Source organism: Limnobacter parvus (genome assembly GCF_024623725.1).
In the GTDB taxonomy this organism is placed as follows: Bacteria; Pseudomonadota; Gammaproteobacteria; order Burkholderiales; family Burkholderiaceae_B; genus Limnobacter; species Limnobacter parvus.
Genome location: NZ_JANKHG010000026.1, coordinates 87,646 through 104,559 on the forward strand (window position 1 = coordinate 87,646; position 16,914 = coordinate 104,559).

The 16,914-nt window shown below is 52.3% G+C and carries 10 protein-coding genes and 2 tRNA genes; 10 read left to right on the plus strand and 2 right to left on the minus strand.

Annotation, left to right across the window (positions count from 1 at the left end; genetic code table 11):
- The first annotated feature begins 144 nt into the window (after window positions 1–144).
- From lon to NSP04_RS13075, 5 genes are all read left to right on the plus strand, one after another.
- Window positions 145–2,553, plus strand: a complete 2,409-nt coding sequence (lon, locus tag NSP04_RS13055) for an endopeptidase La (protein WP_257512794.1) — start codon at window positions 145–147, stop codon at window positions 2,551–2,553.
- 214 nt (window positions 2,554–2,767) lie between these two features.
- Entirely contained in the window at window positions 2,768–3,040 is a 273-nt protein-coding gene (locus NSP04_RS13060; protein WP_257512795.1) for an HU family DNA-binding protein, read from the plus strand.
- 108 nt (window positions 3,041–3,148) lie between these two features.
- A tRNA-Val gene (locus NSP04_RS13065) sits at window positions 3,149–3,224 on the plus strand.
- Between the two features lie 25 nt (window positions 3,225–3,249).
- Window positions 3,250–3,326, plus strand: a tRNA-Asp gene (locus NSP04_RS13070).
- Window positions 3,327–3,520: 194 nt separating this feature from the next.
- Window positions 3,521–5,425: a SurA N-terminal domain-containing protein gene (locus NSP04_RS13075; protein WP_257512796.1), complete on the plus strand. Its 1,905-nt coding sequence runs from the start codon at window positions 3,521–3,523 to the stop codon at window positions 5,423–5,425.
- Window positions 5,426–5,884: 459 nt separating this feature from the next.
- On the opposite strand, the gene NSP04_RS13080 is transcribed toward NSP04_RS13075, so the two are convergent.
- Window positions 5,885–6,538, minus strand: coding sequence for an arylesterase (locus tag NSP04_RS13080; RefSeq protein ID WP_257512797.1), 654 nt, complete (start codon window positions 6,536–6,538; stop codon window positions 5,885–5,887).
- Here NSP04_RS13080 and NSP04_RS13085 point away from each other — a divergent pair.
- On the plus strand, window positions 6,537–7,217 hold the full coding sequence (locus NSP04_RS13085; protein ID WP_257512798.1) for an ABC transporter ATP-binding protein: 681 nt from the start codon (window positions 6,537–6,539) through the stop codon (window positions 7,215–7,217). The genes NSP04_RS13080 and NSP04_RS13085 overlap by 2 nt on opposite strands.
- Here the strand turns inward: NSP04_RS13085 and NSP04_RS13090 are convergent.
- Window positions 7,167–8,858 carry an NAD(P)H-hydrate dehydratase gene (locus NSP04_RS13090; RefSeq protein WP_257512799.1) on the minus strand — a complete coding sequence of 564 codons (1,692 nt, stop codon included), beginning with the start codon at window positions 8,856–8,858 and terminating at the stop codon, window positions 7,167–7,169. The two genes, NSP04_RS13085 and NSP04_RS13090, sit on opposite strands and share 51 nt — an antisense overlap.
- 104 nt (window positions 8,859–8,962) lie before the next feature.
- Between NSP04_RS13090 and purL the strand changes: the two genes are divergently transcribed.
- From purL to uvrC, 4 genes are read left to right on the plus strand one after another with little or no spacing between them, the layout of a single operon-like run.
- Entirely contained in the window at window positions 8,963–13,006 is a 4,044-nt protein-coding gene (gene purL / locus NSP04_RS13095; RefSeq protein ID WP_257512800.1) for a phosphoribosylformylglycinamidine synthase, read from the plus strand.
- Window positions 13,006–14,163, plus strand: coding sequence for a DUF3734 domain-containing protein (locus NSP04_RS13100; protein ID WP_257512801.1), 1,158 nt, complete (start codon window positions 13,006–13,008; stop codon window positions 14,161–14,163). The genes purL and NSP04_RS13100 overlap by 1 nt, the downstream gene beginning before the upstream one ends.
- Complete coding sequence (locus NSP04_RS13105) at window positions 14,160–14,867, plus strand: uracil-DNA glycosylase (protein WP_257512802.1); 708 nt, start codon at window positions 14,160–14,162, stop codon at window positions 14,865–14,867. Before NSP04_RS13100 ends, NSP04_RS13105 begins: the two co-directional genes overlap by 4 nt.
- A gap of 10 nt (window positions 14,868–14,877) precedes the next feature.
- A complete protein-coding gene (gene uvrC / locus NSP04_RS13110) occupies window positions 14,878–16,860 on the plus strand; it encodes an excinuclease ABC subunit UvrC (protein ID WP_257512803.1) in 1,983 nt (660 codons plus the stop codon).
- Window positions 16,861–16,914: the final 54 nt, after the last annotated feature.

Sequence of the window (16,914 nt, forward strand, 5' to 3'; positions counted from 1 at the left end):
ACAGATTGCAAAATGATTAAAAAAGCCCAACTCCACGGTTGGGCTTTTTCTTTTAAGTGGTATTGTTAAATTGGTTAGGAAATAAAGCTTGAATAAGCGCGTTTTAGCCCCACTGTAGGGTTATGCATTTAATAGGTGATTCATATGTCAGCAACTAACGTGCTTCCGGAACAACCCATCGAATTGTCATTGCTTCCATTGCGAGATGTCGTCGTGTTCCCGCACATGGTCATTCCATTGTTTGTGGGTCGTCCAAAATCGATCAAAGCGCTGGAAATCGCGATGGAGACAGGCAAAAGTATTCTTCTAGTGGCACAAAAGTCAGCCACTAAAGATGAACCCAGCGACAAAGACATTTACAACATCGGCTGTGTGGCCAATGTGCTGCAAATGCTGAAACTGCCCGACGGCACTGTAAAGGTGTTGGTTGAAGGTGTTCAGCGTGCGCGCCTGACCCAGGTTACAGACGAAGGCAGCCACTTCGCAGCCACCGCCATGCCCCTGTTGCCCGATCCTTCGCAAAGCCCGGAAACTGAGGCGATGAAGCGCGCCGTAATGGCGCAGTTCGATTCCTATGTGAAACTGAACAAGAAGATTCCACCGGAGATTCTTACTTCACTGGCCAGCATTGAAGACACCGGTCGCTTGGCCGACACCATTGTTAGCCACCTGCCCCTGAAGCTGGAGCAGAAGCAATCCATTTTGGAAACCTTCAGCATTTCCCAGCGTCTTGAAGCATTGCTGTCGCAACTCGAAACCGAAATCGACATTCTTCAGGTTGAAAAGCGCATTCGTGGCCGCGTGAAGCGCCAGATGGAAAAAAGCCAGCGCGAGTACTACTTGAATGAGCAAGTTAAAGCCATCCAGAAAGAATTGGGTGAAGGCGAAGACGGCGCAGACATGGAAGAGCTCGAAAAACGCATCAAGGCCGCACGCATGCCCAAGGAAGCGTTAAAGAAAGCAGAGGCCGAGTTGAAAAAACTCAAGCTGATGTCGCCAATGTCGGCTGAAGCCACGGTAATTCGTAACTACATCGATGTGCTGGCGACACTGCCTTGGAAAAAGAAAACCAAAATCAACAATGATTTGGCGAATGCAGACAAAGTGCTTGATGAAGACCATTACGGTCTTGAGAAGGTCAAAGAACGCATCGTTGAGTATCTCGCTGTGCAACAGCGCGTGGACAAATTGAAGGCGCCAATACTTTGTTTGGTTGGCCCTCCCGGGGTTGGTAAAACATCGCTGGGTCAATCTGTGGCCAAGGCCACGAATCGCAAGTTTGTGCGCATGGCTTTGGGGGGTGTGCGTGATGAAGCCGAAATTCGCGGCCATCGCAAAACCTACATTGGTTCCATGCCGGGCAAGGTGCTAAACAGCATTACCAAGGTGGGTGTTCGCAACCCGCTGTTCTTGCTTGATGAAATCGACAAGATGGGGCAAGACTTCCGCGGCGACCCTGCGTCAGCTCTGCTTGAGGTGCTTGATCCTGAACAAAACAGCACATTCGTTGACCACTATGTCGAGGTGGAATACGACCTGAGTGACGTGATGTTCGTGGCCACTGCGAACTCTTTGAACATTCCACATGCCTTGCTGGATCGGATGGAAGTCATTCGCTTGAGTGGTTACACGGAAGATGAAAAAGTAAACATCACGCAAAAGTATTTGTTGCCCAAGCAGTTGAAAAACAATGGTGTGAAGGACGAAGAACTCAGCGTTTCTGAAGCTGCTGTGCGTGATGTGATTCGCTTCTACACCCGTGAAGCAGGTGTGCGTGGTCTTGAGCGTGAAATGTCCAAAATCTGCCGCAAGGTAGTGCGCCAAATGGTGTTGGGCAAGAACGAAAAGAAAGTCGTTGTAACACCCAAAAATCTGGACAAATTTTTGGGTGTACGCCGGTTCAATTTCGGTATGGCTGAAAAAGAGAATCAGGTCGGGCAGGTTACCGGTTTGGCATGGACGGAGGTGGGGGGTGAATTACTGACCATTGAAACTGTTTCAATGCCAGGCAAGGGCAATGTAATACGTACGGGTTCGCTTGGCGATGTCATGAAGGAATCGGTTGAGGCAGCCAGGTCGGTTGTGCGTGCGCGTGCAAACCGGCTGGGTATTCGAAACGACGCTTTCGAGAAGCGCGACATTCACGTGCACGTTCCAGAAGGCGCAACACCCAAAGATGGACCGTCTGCGGGCATTGCAATGACCACCGCATTGGTGTCTACATTGACCAATATTCCAGTGAAATCGGAAGTGGCCATGACTGGTGAAATAACACTTCGCGGCGAGGTTTTGGGCATTGGCGGTTTGAAAGAAAAGCTGTTGGCTGCGCACCGTGGCGGCATTAAAACTGTGCTGATTCCCGAGGAAAACGTGAAGGATTTGGCGGAAATTCCAGCCAATGTGAAGAACAGTTTGGAGATTATTCCGGTGAAATGGATCGATCAGGTGCTTCAACATGCGCTGGAATCGCTTCCAGAGCCGGTTTCCGAGCCTGCAGAAGTGATTGCAGGCAAAGCTGATGAGACGGCTGCAAACCCAAGTGTAAAGCACTGATATCAATCGTTATTTTTAAAGAGCCCTTGATGGAAATATCAGGGGCTTTTTTTTGTGCATCGCGGAAAGCCTTAGCTGGCTTGAATAATAAGGGTTATCCACCCGCAAAATGTGTTGACAGCTAGGTTTCAGGCATGTCTAAATTAATAACTGGAAGCAACGTGGTGCCTGATCTTGGGCACTTTTTATTTGTCACCATGAGGGGGCTTTTTACATGAATAAAACTGAACTGATCGATCAAATTGCTGAGTCAGCAGAAATTTCCAAAGCGGCCGCTGGTCGCGCACTGGACGCAATGATTGCTGCTGTAAAAACTACTTTGAAAAAAGGTGGTTCAGTAACTTTGGTTGGTTTTGGAACCTTTGCTGTTGGTAAGCGCGCTGCACGTAGCGGTCGCAACCCACGCACTGGCGCAACAATCAAAATCAAGGCAGCCAAGGTGCCCAAGTTCCGTCCAGGCAAAGCCCTGAAAGACGCTTTAAATTAAATTTAAAAAGTTTTTTGGCAAAAGGTATTGCAGGCCGCGCTTATTTGTATATAATTGCGGTCTTGGCTGATTCGCATCAAGACAATCACTAGAAAAACAGTGAACGTTGGGTGCTTAGCTCAGTTGGTAGAGCGGAGCCCTTACAAGGCTTAGGTCGGGAGTTCGAGCCTCTCAGCACCCACCAACAATGCGAAACAGCAACCAACTTTGGAGTGGTAGTTCAGTTGGTTAGAATACCGGCCTGTCACGCCGGGGGTCGCGGGTTCGAGCCCCGTCCACTCCGCCAGCAGTAAAAAAAGCCCTTGAAATTTTAACGTTTCAAGGGCTTTTTTCTTTTCTTATCTGTGTTGTGTTTCACCTCAAGCCGCGCGCCAGCAAGCTCTGTACAACGCTCTCAAACTGGCCGTACACCGGCATTCAAGCTTGTTCATTCAGGTATAGTAATCGCTTGTTGTTTAACACCTAAGCCAACCACACACCATGTTTGAATTCATCCGTAACAATCAGAAGATCATGCAGTTCGTGTTGCTGCTGTTTATTGCACCAGCTTTTGCCCTGTTTGGACTTGAGGGATACAGTACAGCCAGTGCAGATGCAAATGCATTGGCCATTGTGGGTGATTATCCGATCAGTCAGGAAGAGTTTGATCAAGTGAAGCGTGAGCGCATTGAAGAGGCACGTGCGCAGTCTGGCGATAACTTTGACCCCAAGGTGTTCGAGTCGCCTGAAATCAACCGGCAGCTGTTGGATACGCTGGTGTTGCAATATCTCTTGCAGCAATCCGTACAAAAGCAGTACTTGACCGCGTCTGACAAAGCCTTGGCGGAGGACATTGCTCGCACTCCATTGTTCCAGGTGGATGGTAAATTCGATCTGGATACCTACAAGCGTGAATTGGCGGCTCGGGGTTTGACTCCGAATCAGCACGAGGCCAATGTGCGTTTTGGTTTGGCACGCAATCAGGTATTAGACCCGGTGTTGCGCGCATCCTTTTTCCCGGAAACATTAAAAACCCAACTGGATGATGTGCAGTTGGCGGGTCGTGTCGTACGGGTAAAAAGCATAGACTTGGCCCCGTATGCTGCGAAAGTAGACATTACGGATGAACAGATTGCAGCGTATTACGATGCCAACAAATCGCAGTTCATGGCGGCACAACAAGCAGATGTTGAATACGTGGTGCTGTCACCAGAAACCATCAAGTCAAAAATTGTAGTTGGCGATGCCGACATTGCGTCTTACTACGAGCAAAACAAGGCACGCTTTTCAACGCCAGAGGAGCGCCGTGCACGTCATATTCTGATGGATGCCGAGAAAGAAGGTGCTTCAGAAACTGAGTTGAAAGCCGCTGCCGAAAAGGTGCTTGCTGAGTTGAAAGCCAATCCTGGCAAGTTTGCAGAGTTGGCGAAACAATATTCTATTGATCCGGGTTCTGCCGCGCAGGGCGGTGATTTGGGTTTTTTCAACAAAGGTGCCATGGTGCCCGAGTTTGAACAGGCCGTGTTCAGTCAAAAGACTGGTGCATTGAGTGATTTAGTGAAAAGCCAGTTCGGTTATCACATCATTGAAGTCACCGACATTCGTGGTGGCGAGGTACAAAGTCTGGATGAAGTGAAAGACCAAATCGCCAATGAGATCAAAGGCCAGAAAATGACTGCGCAATACGCAGATGCGCAAGGCCGCTTCGCTGAACTGGTTTATGAGGGCGGCCAATCGTTTGACAATGTGGTGCAGGCGTTGGGTGTGAGTACCTCGAGTTTCAATGGTCTTACCCAGGCGGCACCCAACGCACCAGACATATTGAAAGATGCGAAAGTGATGGCTGAGATTTTCTCTGCCGACTCAATCGAAAGCAAGAACAACACCAAAGCTGTGCAGGTTGGTGAGTCCATGGTATCCGCCCGCATTGTGAATTTCACTCCTGCGACCGCCCGACCTATCGAGGAAGTTCGCAACGGCATTGTGACCCGTTTAACTCAGGATGAGGCCACTAGGGCGGCCTTGAAAGATGCGGACGCGCTGGCTGCGAAGCTGGATGCTGACAAGCCAGCAGAAGGATCGGAAGTTTTGGCTGATTTCTCCGATGCCAAAACGGTGTCTGCCCTGGGCGCAGAAGGTTTGCCGGGCTTGGTGGCGCAATCGGTGTTGAACACAGGTGTATCGGAGTTACCAAAAGCCAAGGTGATTGGTTTGGGCGCGGCTGGATATGCTGTGGCTTGGGTGCAAAACAGTGCGCCATCATCTGAAATTAAAGCCAAGGCCGATCCGCAAGTGGTGCAATACTACGAAAACATTGCCGGGCAGGTTTACCAGGAAGCGCTGCTGTTGGCTGCACGTGACGCGATGAAGAAGCGAGTTGAAGTCGAGATCAAGAAGACGTTCTAATGTGAATCGGTGTTGCGTTTGCAGAATGCAACACCACTTTGCCTTGCTCAAGGCGAAATCCCCGTTGTTGATTCTGGCTTTAGGGCCTGCGAAACGCTCACGCGTCTTCGCATCGACCTGCGGTCGCCCCTCGCTTCGAATCAAACCGGGCGCCTTGACCTTGAATCGGCAAAGTGACGTTGCAATTCTGCAAACCTGAAATACGCCAGCCGAGTTTTAGCATTGCGAAGTTCGTTTTGCCGTCTCTTCACCTTCAAGAAAGCCTGCCCGTTTGTTTAATTCCCGTCCGTTCGGCACAGCCGAAAGCGCGCCCCGCCGCTGTATTAGCGGGTGCGCTTAGGATGGTGAATTCAACAAAAAGGGAGTTTTCAGGTTTTCGGGTGAAGGAGGGCATGCGACTTCGCAGATGCTTCTGAACCAGGCATGCGACTTCGCCAACATCACGAAGTTGCGTATCACTCACTTCAAAGTCGCTGAAAAAGTTGGCCAAATGTTTTCAAGAATCTTTGGTTGTGCACCTGCATTTGGATGAATGCCGTCCGCTTGAAATGCAGTGGGGTCCAGTGCAAATCCATCGAGCATGAAGGGCACCAAAGGTACCTTTTGTTTGCGGGCCACGTCAGCGAAGGTGTCGCTGAATCGGCGTGCGTAGGCTGGGCCGTAGTTCGATGGAATCATCATGCCGATCAGTACTGCCTGGGTTTCATTTCTACGGGCAGCCACCAGCATATTGGTCAGGTTGTCTTTCATGGTGTCGAGTGACAAACCACGCAATCCATCATTCGCACCCAGTTCCAGAATCATGTGGGTGGGTTTGTGTTGTTTAAGCAAGGCTGGCAGGCGGGTTTTGCCACCTGCCGTGGTTTCGCCTGACACCGATGCATTCACCACCGCGCAGTGCGGGAACTTTTGGTCCAAACGGGTCTCCATCAACGTAACCCAGCCTTGTTCTTTGGCCAAGCCGTATGCGGCAGAAAGGCTGTCGCCCATCACCAGAATTTTGCACTCCTTCGTGGAGGTAGCGGCAAAGCTGGATACACTGGTGAACGTTCCCATTGCGATCAGGCCAAGTGCCAAGGCGTTTTTAATTTTTTTTGCAGTAAAGGCAAACATGAGTCGTGCAATCCTCGAAGTCGAAGGTTTAAATCAGTTGGTTCAAGACGGGCAAAGCAGTTTGTCCATTCTTGAAAACATTTCGTTCACTATAAATCAAGGTGAAGCGGTTGCCATTGTGGGGGCGTCCGGTTCGGGCAAGTCCACCTTATTGGGCATGCTTGCAGGGTTGGACATCCCTTCTGGCGGAGCAGTTCGCTTTTTGGGGCAAGACTTAACACAACTTAACGAAGACAAGCGCGCAACGCTTCGCGCTGAGCATGTCGGTTTTGTTTTCCAGTCGTTTCAATTGCTCGACCATTTAAGTGCGCTGGAAAATGTAATGTTGGCCACAGAGCTAACCCCCATGCAGAATCGCGAGAAAGCGTGTAAAGACATGTTGCAGCGGGTGGGGCTGGGTGATCGCCTTAACCACACCCCCAAAACCTTGTCGGGTGGCGAACAGCAACGCGTGGCTTTGGCCCGCGCCTTCGTGCGCAAACCCACCATCGTGTTTGCTGACGAACCTACCGGCAGCTTAGACTTCGCAACGGGTCAGCGCATTATCGACCTGATGTTCGATCTGCAAAACGAGCAGGGCACCACCTTGATATTGGTTACCCACGATGAAAAGCTGGCCACGCGTTGTTCACGGCAACTGACGATTGCGGCGGGCGCTTTGGTTCAAGAGATGGTTTAAGCAGGTTTTCATGCGCTGGGCTATTTCGCTGGCGTGTGAAATGAACAGCTCATCGCGTTCACTGGGGCGTGGCTCAACAGCCATGCCGTGAAGATGCACCGCGAAAGCTGCGGCATCAATTCCGGCCAAGCCTTGCCCCAGCATGGCGGCGATGGCACCGGCCAACACATCGCCGCTGCCTGCGGTGCCCAAGGCGGGGCCACCGGTGGTGTTAATTTCCATGTGGTTGGCATTGCACACAAGGCTACCTGTGCCTTTTAACACCACTGTGCACTCAAACTGCGTGGCGATTGAAAGTGCGGCACGGGGGCGATCGGCCTGAACCATTTCCGTGGTGCTTTGAAGCAGTCGGGCTGCTTCAAGTGGATGCGGTGTCAGCACCATGGCCTTGGCGGGGTGTTTTGCGCGGTACTGTTTGAAACGGGCACGCAAGGCTGAATTGCTGGCCAGCAGGTTCAATGCGTCTGCATCCCACACCATGTTCAATCCCTTGTCATGTTCCAGCAGCTGGAACAGCATTTGCAATGCGCTGTCGCTTTGACCCAGGCCGGGGCCCACAATGGCGGTGTCTGCAAACTCCAGATTGTTTTCAATTCCCTTGTTCATGATTTCAGGAAACAGGGTGTCAAGAAAGGGCGTTTGGCCTTGCATTTGAACATCGGGCAGGTGCATGTCGATCTCGCAGAGCAAACTCAAGGCCACTCGACCGCAACCCAGCATCAAGGCTGTTCTGGCACTTAGCACACAGGCCCCCACCATGCCTTGCTGCCCGCCCAGAACTGCAATGCTGCCAAAGCTGCCTTTGTGGTGTTCATGGCTGCGGGTAGGCAAGCGCTTTAACTGGTCTGGTTTCGAAACCGCCTGAATGATGGCCCCAATTTCCGTTTCATTGATCAAGGTCCCACAGTTCAAGTCATCGATCCACAATTCACCCGCCAAGGTTTTACCCAGCCCGGTTAGCAAACCATGTTTGCACGACAGGTAACTGAAGGTGGTGTGCGCCTGAATGGCCGCGCCGGGCGCACGCCCGGTGTCGCAATCCAGTCCGCTTGGGCAGTCCAGTGAATACACACGCACTTGCCTGTGCTGGGTGTGCGTGTTGATACGCGCTACGGACTCATTCACATGATTAATCAGCAATTCGATTGGCCCAGTGGGTGCACGGTCGCAGGCAATGCCCAACAAGCCATCAATCACCACGGTGTTGGGTGAAATGTCGGGCAAGTCTTCACCTTCCTCGAACTCAACAGGTTGAACCCCATGGGCCAGCGCCCACAACACCGCTTGCATGCGATCTTTAGACCCGCTTTTTCCTTCAGTAATTTGAAACAACTCAACGCGCAGGCCTTGGCGCTTTAATTCACCAGCCACAATGCAGGCGTCGCCACCATTGTTCCCCGGGCCTGCAAGTACCAGGCAATGGTGGTTGTGGGGTTCGCTGTGCACGATTTGATCCACAATTTTTAATGCAGACCGAACGCCGGCCGCTTGCATCAGCAGGAATGAGTCAGTTTGTCCAAATGCCTTGTTTTCAACGGCGCGTGTTTGCTTGACTGTAAGCACTGCAACGGTGTTTTGGCCGGGCTGCTGCCAGTTGGCACAGTTCAGGTTGTCGTGGTTCAGGGCATTCAATTCAGGCATGTGAAATCCATGGAAATTCAAGGTGGTTTATCAAGACTTTGGCGGTAGTTTGAGGGCTATAGCACTTATAATTCAAGATTACCTCAACCACCCCCGCTGCTGTTATGTCTCTTGCCCTGTCTTCGGCTGATCAATTCGATGTGAATACCTTCAACGGCGCCTCAGCCCTTTCTGCATTCCGTGCTGAAGGTCTGCTAAAACGCCTGCAAGCACTCGATTCGAATGTGTCGGCTGTCCGCGCACATTTTGTTCACTATGTGGCCACGCGCGGTGCCTTGGAAGGTGCGCAGCGCACAGTGATGGAAGGGCTGCTTGATTATGGTCACGCCGCGCCAGCGCTGGATCGGGTTGACGTAAGCTGCGTGGTGGTCCCCCGCTTGGGTACGGTTAGCCCATGGGCCAGCAAGGCCACTGACATTGCACACAATGCAGGCCTTGCACAGGTGGTACGCATGGAACGCGGCATTGAATTTCAGCTCACTTTCAAGAAAGGTTTGCTGGGTGGCAGCAAATTGCCTGAAGGGCAGGCTTTACAAGCCTTGAAGGCCGCGCTTTACGACCGCATGACAGAAACCGTATTGCCCGATGGATTTGACGTGAAAGGCTTGTTTTTGCCACTGCAAGGCAAAACTCTGCAAATTGTGGAGCTGAGCGAAGGGCGCAATTCACTGGTGAAGGCCAATACCGAACTGGGCCTGGCCTTGAGTGAGGATGAAATTGATTACCTGTTGGACGCCTACACGGCCATGGGCCGTTCCCCCACTGATGTAGAGCTGATGATGTTTGCGCAGGCCAACAGCGAACACTGCCGCCATAAAATTTTCAATGCCACCTGGACCATCGACGGGCAAGCGCAAAGCGAGACCCTGTTTAGCATGATCCGCAACACCCACAAAACCACACCGCAGGGCACAGTGGTGGCTTATTCAGACAATGCCGCTGTAATAGCGGGTGGCAAAGCCGAACGATTTTTTGCAGATGAAGATGGCGTCTACCGCCCGCATGAAGAAGCCACACACTTCGTAATCAAAGTTGAAACTCACAACCATCCCACTGCCATTTCACCCTACGCGGGCGCGGCCACGGGTTCGGGTGGTGAAATTCGCGATGAAGGTGCAACTGGCCGTGGTGCCAAGCCCAAGGCGGGCCTGTGTGGCTTTACCACATCGCACTTGCGTTTTGATGGTGGCAGCGAAAGTTGGGAAAGTGGGCAAGATGCATTGGTGCCTTTGGAACAACGCGCTGAGCAACCTCAAGCCGTAGGCATTCCGACGCGAATTGCAACGCCTGAACAAATCATGATTGATGGCCCGATTGGTGCGGCTGCTTTCAACAATGAATTTGGGCGCCCGAATCTGGGAGGTTATTTCCGCACTTTCGAGCAGCGTGTGGGTGACAGGGTTTATGGCTATCACAAGCCCATCATGATTGCGGGTGGCTTGGGCAATATTCGTGAAGTGCACACGCACAAATGCGATTTGCCCGCTGGCAGCTTGCTGATTCAACTCGGTGGCCCCGGCATGCGAATTGGCATGGGTGGAGGTGCGGCGTCATCAATGAACGCCGGTACCAACACCGAGTCACTCGACTTTGATTCCGTGCAGCGCGCCAACCCTGAAATGGAACGCCGCGCACAGGAAGTGCTGGACCGTTGCTGGACCTTGGGTGAAGCCAACCCGATTCTAAGTATTCATGATGTGGGCGCAGGTGGCATTTCAAATGCATTCCCTGAGCTTGCTGATGCATCGAACAAGGGTGCTGAATTTGATTTGCGCAAAGTGAATCTGGATGAGAGTGGATTAAGCCCAGCTGAAATTTGGTGCAATGAATCGCAAGAACGCTATGTGATGGGCATTGCGCCAGAATCGTTGGAACTGTTCACGCAATTGTGTGAACGTGAACGTTGCCCTTTCTGTGTGGTGGGTGTGGTCACTGACGTGCGCCAGTTGAAAGTACTGGACGCTGAAAGTGCAAGCAGCCCTGTAGACATGCCGATGGAAGTGTTGTTGGGCAAGCCACCCCGCATGGAACGCGACGACACCCGCGTTGAGACGGTAAAGTCAGAAATGGATTTGACCCAAACTGAGTTGGGTGAAGCCATTGAACAAGTGTTGAAATTCCCCGCTGTGGCCTCCAAGCGTTTTCTGATTACGATTGGCGACCGCACAGTGGGTGGTTTCACTGCGCGCGACCAAATGGTGGGCCCGCACCAGGTACCCGTGGCCGATGTGGCTGTAACCATTGACGATTACACCGGTTACGCAGGTCAGGCCATGGCCATGGGCGAACGCACTCCACTGGCGGTGTTGAACGCACCCGCTTCAGGCCGCATGGCAATTGCCGAAAGCCTGACCAACCTGTTGGCTGCCCCGGTTGAAAAACTTGAAGACGTGAAGCTAAGTGCGAACTGGATGGCCGCATGCGGCACGCCAGGGCAAGACGCTGCGCTGTTTGACACGGTAAAAGCCATTGGAATGGAACTGTGCCCGCAGTTGGGCTTGGGCATTCCAGTGGGCAAAGATTCTTTGTCCATGCGCACGCGCTGGAATGAAGGCGATGTGCAAAAGGAAGTGTTGTCGCCAGTTAGCCTGATCGTAACAGCGTTCTCAAAAATTAATGATGTACGCGGTACGCTGACACCGGTGTTGAACACAGCAGAAGACACTGTGCTGGTACTGGTTGATTTGGCACGCGGCAAAATGCGCATGGGCGCCAGTGTGCTTGCGCAAGTGACCAACCAGCTGGGCACAGAAGTGCCTGATGTGGAAGACGCCAGCGACTTGAAAAACTTCGCGCAGGCGATGAATGCACTGCGCGAGAAAGGTTTGGTGCATGCTTACCATGATCGTTCCGACGGTGGCTTGCTGGCTGCCCTGGCAGAAATGAGTTTTGCAAGCCGAAGTGGTTTGTCAATTAATCTGGATTTGATCACCATCGACCCTTATTCAGCCGATTGGGGCGACTTCAAAATTCGCCCAGAGCAGGTTAGCGTTCAGCGTGGTGAACTTACACTGAAAGCCCTGTTCAACGAAGAACTGGGTGTGGTGCTGCAAGTGCCAGCGGCCCAGAAAAGCGAAGCCATGCAAGTGCTGCGCGATTTCAATTTGAGCAAACACAGCAACATCATCGGCAAACCCAACGACCGTGATGTCATTGAGTTTTACCGCGACGCCAAATGCATTTACACGGAAAGCCGCGCCAAGCTGCAAAGCATTTGGGACGACACCAGTTACCAAATCGCCAAGCGTCGAGACAACCCGGCTTGCGCTGAAAGTGAACACAAGGCGGCGGCTGAATTGCCCAACGCATTGGTGTGGCAACCCAGTTTTGACATTACTGAAAACCCGGTAGCGCCATTTATTGCAAAGGGCGTAAAGCCACGCGTTGCAGTGTTGCGAGAGCAGGGTGTGAATGGTCAGCTTGAAATGGCGGGTGCGTTTACATTGGCAGGGTTCGATGCCGTGGATGTGCACATGAGCGACCTGCTGAACGGCAAGCGCAAGCTGGCTGATTTCCAAGGTTTGGCAGCCTGCGGTGGTTTCAGTTATGGCGACGTGTTGGGTGCGGGTGAAGGCTGGGCCAAAACCATTCGTTACAACGGTGTGCTGGCTGACCAGTTTGCAGAATTTTTTGCCCGCGAAGATGTATTCGGTTTGGGCGTGTGCAATGGTTGCCAGATGATGGCCACGCTGGCTGATTTAATTCCAGGCGCTGGGCACTGGCCCAAGTTGATGCGCAACGAAAGCGAGCAATACGAGGCCCGTTTGGTGAATGTGAAAATCAACAAGACACCGTCTATTTTGTTAAGCGGTATGGAGGGCTCGGTGGTGCCTGTGGTGGTTGCGCACGGTGAAGGCCGCGCAGACTTTTCACGTCAGGGTAATCACGGCAAGTTGAGTTCTGAAGGTTTGGTGGCCGTGCAGTATGTGAACTCGCAAGGCGAGCCCACACAGCAATACCCCTACAACCCCAATGGCAGCCCTGAAGCGCTGGCGGGTTTCACCACGCCCGACGGTCGTTTCACGATCATGATGCCGCACCCTGAACGCGTGTTCCGTAATGTGCAAATGAGCTGGGCACCGAAAGACGCTGGCGAGTTTTCACCCTGGATGCGTTTGTTCTACAACGCACGCAAGGCCTTGGCTTGATGAGTACACACAGTACTCGAAAAGAATGGGAAGACAAATCCGTTTTGGTGTTGCAAGGTGGCGGAGCCTTGGGGTCGTATCAAGCCGGTGCCTACGCGGCTTTACACAAGGCGGGGTACGATCCCGATTGGTTGGCTGGCATTTCGATTGGATCGATCAACGCTGCAATTATTGCGGGCAATGCTTCTGAGGATCGCGTTGAAAAGTTGCGCGAATTTTGGGAGCTGGTTTCATCAAGTCCGCAAATGCCCCAAATGTTTGTGGGCACTCGCGGTCGGGAAGTGTACAACCGGGTCAATGCCGGTTTGGTGGCCGCTTGGGGTGTGCCTGGCTTTTTCAAGCCACACAGCCCGCTGACTTTTTTAAATCCTTTCCACACTGAAAGTCATCACAAAATCAGCGTTTACGACACGTCACCATTGAAAAAGACCTTGCTTGATTTGATTGATTTTGATCGACTCAACAACGGCGACATTCGATTGAGCGTTGGCGCGGTCAACGTAAAAAGTGGCAACTTCATTTATTTCGATTCGGACAAAATCGAAATCAAGCCTGAGCACATCATGGCCAGTGGCGCACTGCCAGAAGGCTTTCCACCGATTGAAATTGATGGTGAATTTTATTGGGATGGTGGCCTGGTTTCCAACACGCCTTTGCAGTACGTGATCGATGAACAGCACCAAGGCGGTATGTGTATTTTTCAGGTGGATTTGTTCAGTGCGGAAGGCAACATGCCGGAAGATCTTTTTGATGTTGCACAGCGGGTCAGCGACATTCGCTATTCAAGCCGAACCCGTTTGAACACCGAAGTGTTCAAGCAAACGCAAAAGGTGCGACACACCATTGCACGCCTTTTGAAGGCGCACCCAGACCAAACATTTTTAAGCGATGCCGAACTGGAGTTGCTTGAGCATTGGAGTTGCGATTCCGCTGTAACCATTGCGCATTTGATTTACCGCCAACGAGAATATGAAGCGCATTCTAAGGGTTATGAGTTTTCGAGATTGTCTGTGAATGAACATTGGCAGTCGGGTGTAGACGATGTGGAATTCACAATTCGTCAACAAGAGTGGCTTGAACGTGCTAAGCCAGTGGGTGGGGCGCAAGTGTTCGATTTCAAGCACAAAAGAACAGCCTGCTCGGGAAAAATGAAATGAGCAAAGCACAGAAAGGCTTGGCGTTCATCGACCCTACCCAGCAATGGGAACCCTTGAAAATGGACCAACACTGGCCTGCCCAGGTGTTCGATGTGCAATGCACGGCTTGCCCGCGTTTGTATGCATTTCATGAACAGAACCGGCGGAAGTTTCCAGACCATTTCAATGGCCCGGTGCCACCGTTTGGTTCTGCAAACGCAGAGTTGTTGATTGTGGGTTTGGCCCCAGGCTTGCACGGTGCAAACCGAACGGGCAGGCCGTTCACTGGCGACTATTGTGGTGACCTGCTGTACAGCACATTGCACAAATATGGATTTGCAAACAAGCCGGTTTCAATGGCCGTGGGCGACGGCATGGCCTTGGTGAACGCGCGGGTAAGCAATGCGGTGAAATGTGTACCACCCGAGAACAAACCCACACCTGCCGAAATTAAAACCTGCAATGTCTACATTGCGCATGAATTCAAAATCCACCCGCCCAAAGCGGTGTTGGCGCTGGGTTTGGTGGGGCACCAAGCTGTATTGAAAGCCATGGATCAAAAACAGAGTGCATTCAAGTTTGGCCATGCGGCCGAACATGATCTGGGCGCGTTTCGCTTGTTCGACAGCTACCACGTTAGCCGCTACAACACGCAAACTGGCCGCCTGACCACGCCCATGTTTGAATCGGTGCTTGAATCCATCCGTCATTTCCTGAAGGCTTGAGGGCAGGGCGATGACGGAACACGAACAGCCGCAAGAGACCTTCGATATTTCGGCTTTTCTGAAAGACCTGACCACACGACCTGGTGTGTACCGCATGATTGATGCGAATGGCACTGTGATGTATGTGGGCAAGGCGAAAAATCTGAAAAAGCGTGTGTCATCGTACTTTCAGAAAACCCACAGCAGTCCCCGCACCGGGCACATGGTTGAACGCATCGTGCGCGTCGATGTTACGCCCACACGTACGGAAGCCGAAGCGCTGCTTCTTGAAAACAACCTGATCAAGTCACTTAGTCCACGCTACAACATTTTGTTTCGCGATGACAAAAGCTACCCTTACCTTCGGCTGACCAATCACACTTATCCGCGTGTGGCCTACTACCGCGGCGCAGTGGATAAAAAATCCCAGTTCTTTGGGCCTTTCCCGAACGCTTGGGCGGTGAAGGAAAGTATTCAGGTATTACAACGCGTGTTTTTACTGCGCACCTGTGAAGACACCGTATTTGCGCACCGTTCTAGGCCTTGCCTGCAGGCGCAGATTCAGCGCTGCAGTGCACCGTGTGTGAAGTGGATTAGCCCGGAAGATTATGCAAAAGATGTTGAAGCGGCATCGCGATTTTTGCGGGGCGATCACAAATCGGTGCTGGCCAATCTGGAAGATAAAATGCTGGAAGCCAGTGGCCTGCTGGAATTCGAAAAAGCCGCAATGTACCGCAACCAGTTGGGCGCATTAAGCCGTGTGCTGCAAAAGCAATCTGTGGACACCACCGGTGGCGACGACGATGCAGACATTGTTGCGGTGGTAATACAAGGCGGTGCTGTGTGTGTGAACGTGGCCATGGTGCGGGGCGGGCGGCATTTGGGCGACAAACCCATGTTTCCCACCGTGGCACAAGCTTCAGAGGACATTGGCCCTGAAGTGCTTGAGGCGTTCTTGAGCCAGGCCTATGTAGACCGGCCCATTCCGAATTTGCTGATCGTGAATCAAGACCTGGATGCACCTGAATTGATGATGGCTTTAAGCCAGCAAGCGGGCAAGAAAATCAATTTGATTCGTCAGCCGCAAAGCGAGCGGCGTAAATGGCTGGACATGGCCGTGGACAACGCACAGATTGCCATTTTGCGTCGAATTGCAGAGCAGGGTTCCGCCCAGTTCCGTACCCGTGCCCTTGTTGAAACCCTGGTACTAGAGCCGCGCCTAGAAGAAGCCTTTCAGGCAGGCGAGGCCAGCAGCATGTTGGGTGGCACGATCAAGCCATCGACTGACTCTACAAGTGATTCAGCCTTGCCACCCGGCACTGAACAGGCGGTTGAAACACCGCCTGAAGAAATTGATTTGCTGGCCACCTTGCGCGTGGAATGCTTTGACATTTCACACACAGCGGGCGAGGCCACACAGGCTTCCTGCGTGGTGTTTCATAACCACGACATGCAAAGCCGCGAATACCGGCGTTACAACATTGAAGGCATTACACCGGGCGACGATTACGCGGCCATGCGCCAAGCCGTTACGCGCCGTTACCAGCGCGAGGGCAAAACCCCGATTGTGATGCCCCATGTGGTGTTGATCGACGGTGGCAAGGGGCAAATTGAAGTGGCGCGGCAGGTGTTTGAGCAATTGGGTTTGGACATCAGCCTGATTGTGGGTGTAAAGAAAGGCGAGAACCGCAAAGTGGGCCTTGAAACACTGGTGTTTCCCGATGGCCGCCCCAGCCTGGAACTGGGCCCAGGCCACCCGGCGCTGATGTTGATTGCACAAATTCGAGATGAAGCCCACCGCTTTGCCATTACCGGCATGCGTGCCAAGCGCGCCAAGGCTCGGCAGGCTTCTGAACTGGATGAAATTGAAGGCATTGGCGCAAGGCGAAAACAAAAACTCCTGACCCGGTTTGGTGGATTGCGGGGTGTTAAAGCGGCGAGTATTGAAGACCTGCAAACCGTGGAAGGCATTTCAAAAACGTTGGCCGAAGAAATTTATCGGCGCTTGCACTGAAAAAGGGCGCCTCAATTGGCGCTCACGCTGATATATTCTGTACCTCTATCGAGT

Coding starts and splice junctions, on each gene's coding strand:
- NSP04_RS13080 (WP_257512797.1), bottom strand. CDS start 6,538: ATGTTTGCCTTTACTGCAAAAAAAATTAAAAACGCCTTGGCACTTGGC.
- NSP04_RS13090 (WP_257512799.1), bottom strand. CDS start 8,858: ATGCCTGAATTGAATGCCCTGAACCACGACAACCTGAACTGTGCCAAC.
- NSP04_RS13085 (WP_257512798.1), top strand. CDS start 6,537: ATGAGTCGTGCAATCCTCGAAGTCGAAGGTTTAAATCAGTTGGTTCAA.
- lon (WP_257512794.1), top strand. CDS start 145: ATGTCAGCAACTAACGTGCTTCCGGAACAACCCATCGAATTGTCATTG.
- NSP04_RS13060 (WP_257512795.1), top strand. CDS start 2,768: ATGAATAAAACTGAACTGATCGATCAAATTGCTGAGTCAGCAGAAATT.
- NSP04_RS13100 (WP_257512801.1), top strand. CDS start 13,006: ATGAGTACACACAGTACTCGAAAAGAATGGGAAGACAAATCCGTTTTG.
- purL (WP_257512800.1), top strand. CDS start 8,963: ATGTCTCTTGCCCTGTCTTCGGCTGATCAATTCGATGTGAATACCTTC.
- NSP04_RS13075 (WP_257512796.1), top strand. CDS start 3,521: ATGTTTGAATTCATCCGTAACAATCAGAAGATCATGCAGTTCGTGTTG.
- uvrC (WP_257512803.1), top strand. CDS start 14,878: ATGACGGAACACGAACAGCCGCAAGAGACCTTCGATATTTCGGCTTTT.
- NSP04_RS13105 (WP_257512802.1), top strand. CDS start 14,160: ATGAGCAAAGCACAGAAAGGCTTGGCGTTCATCGACCCTACCCAGCAA.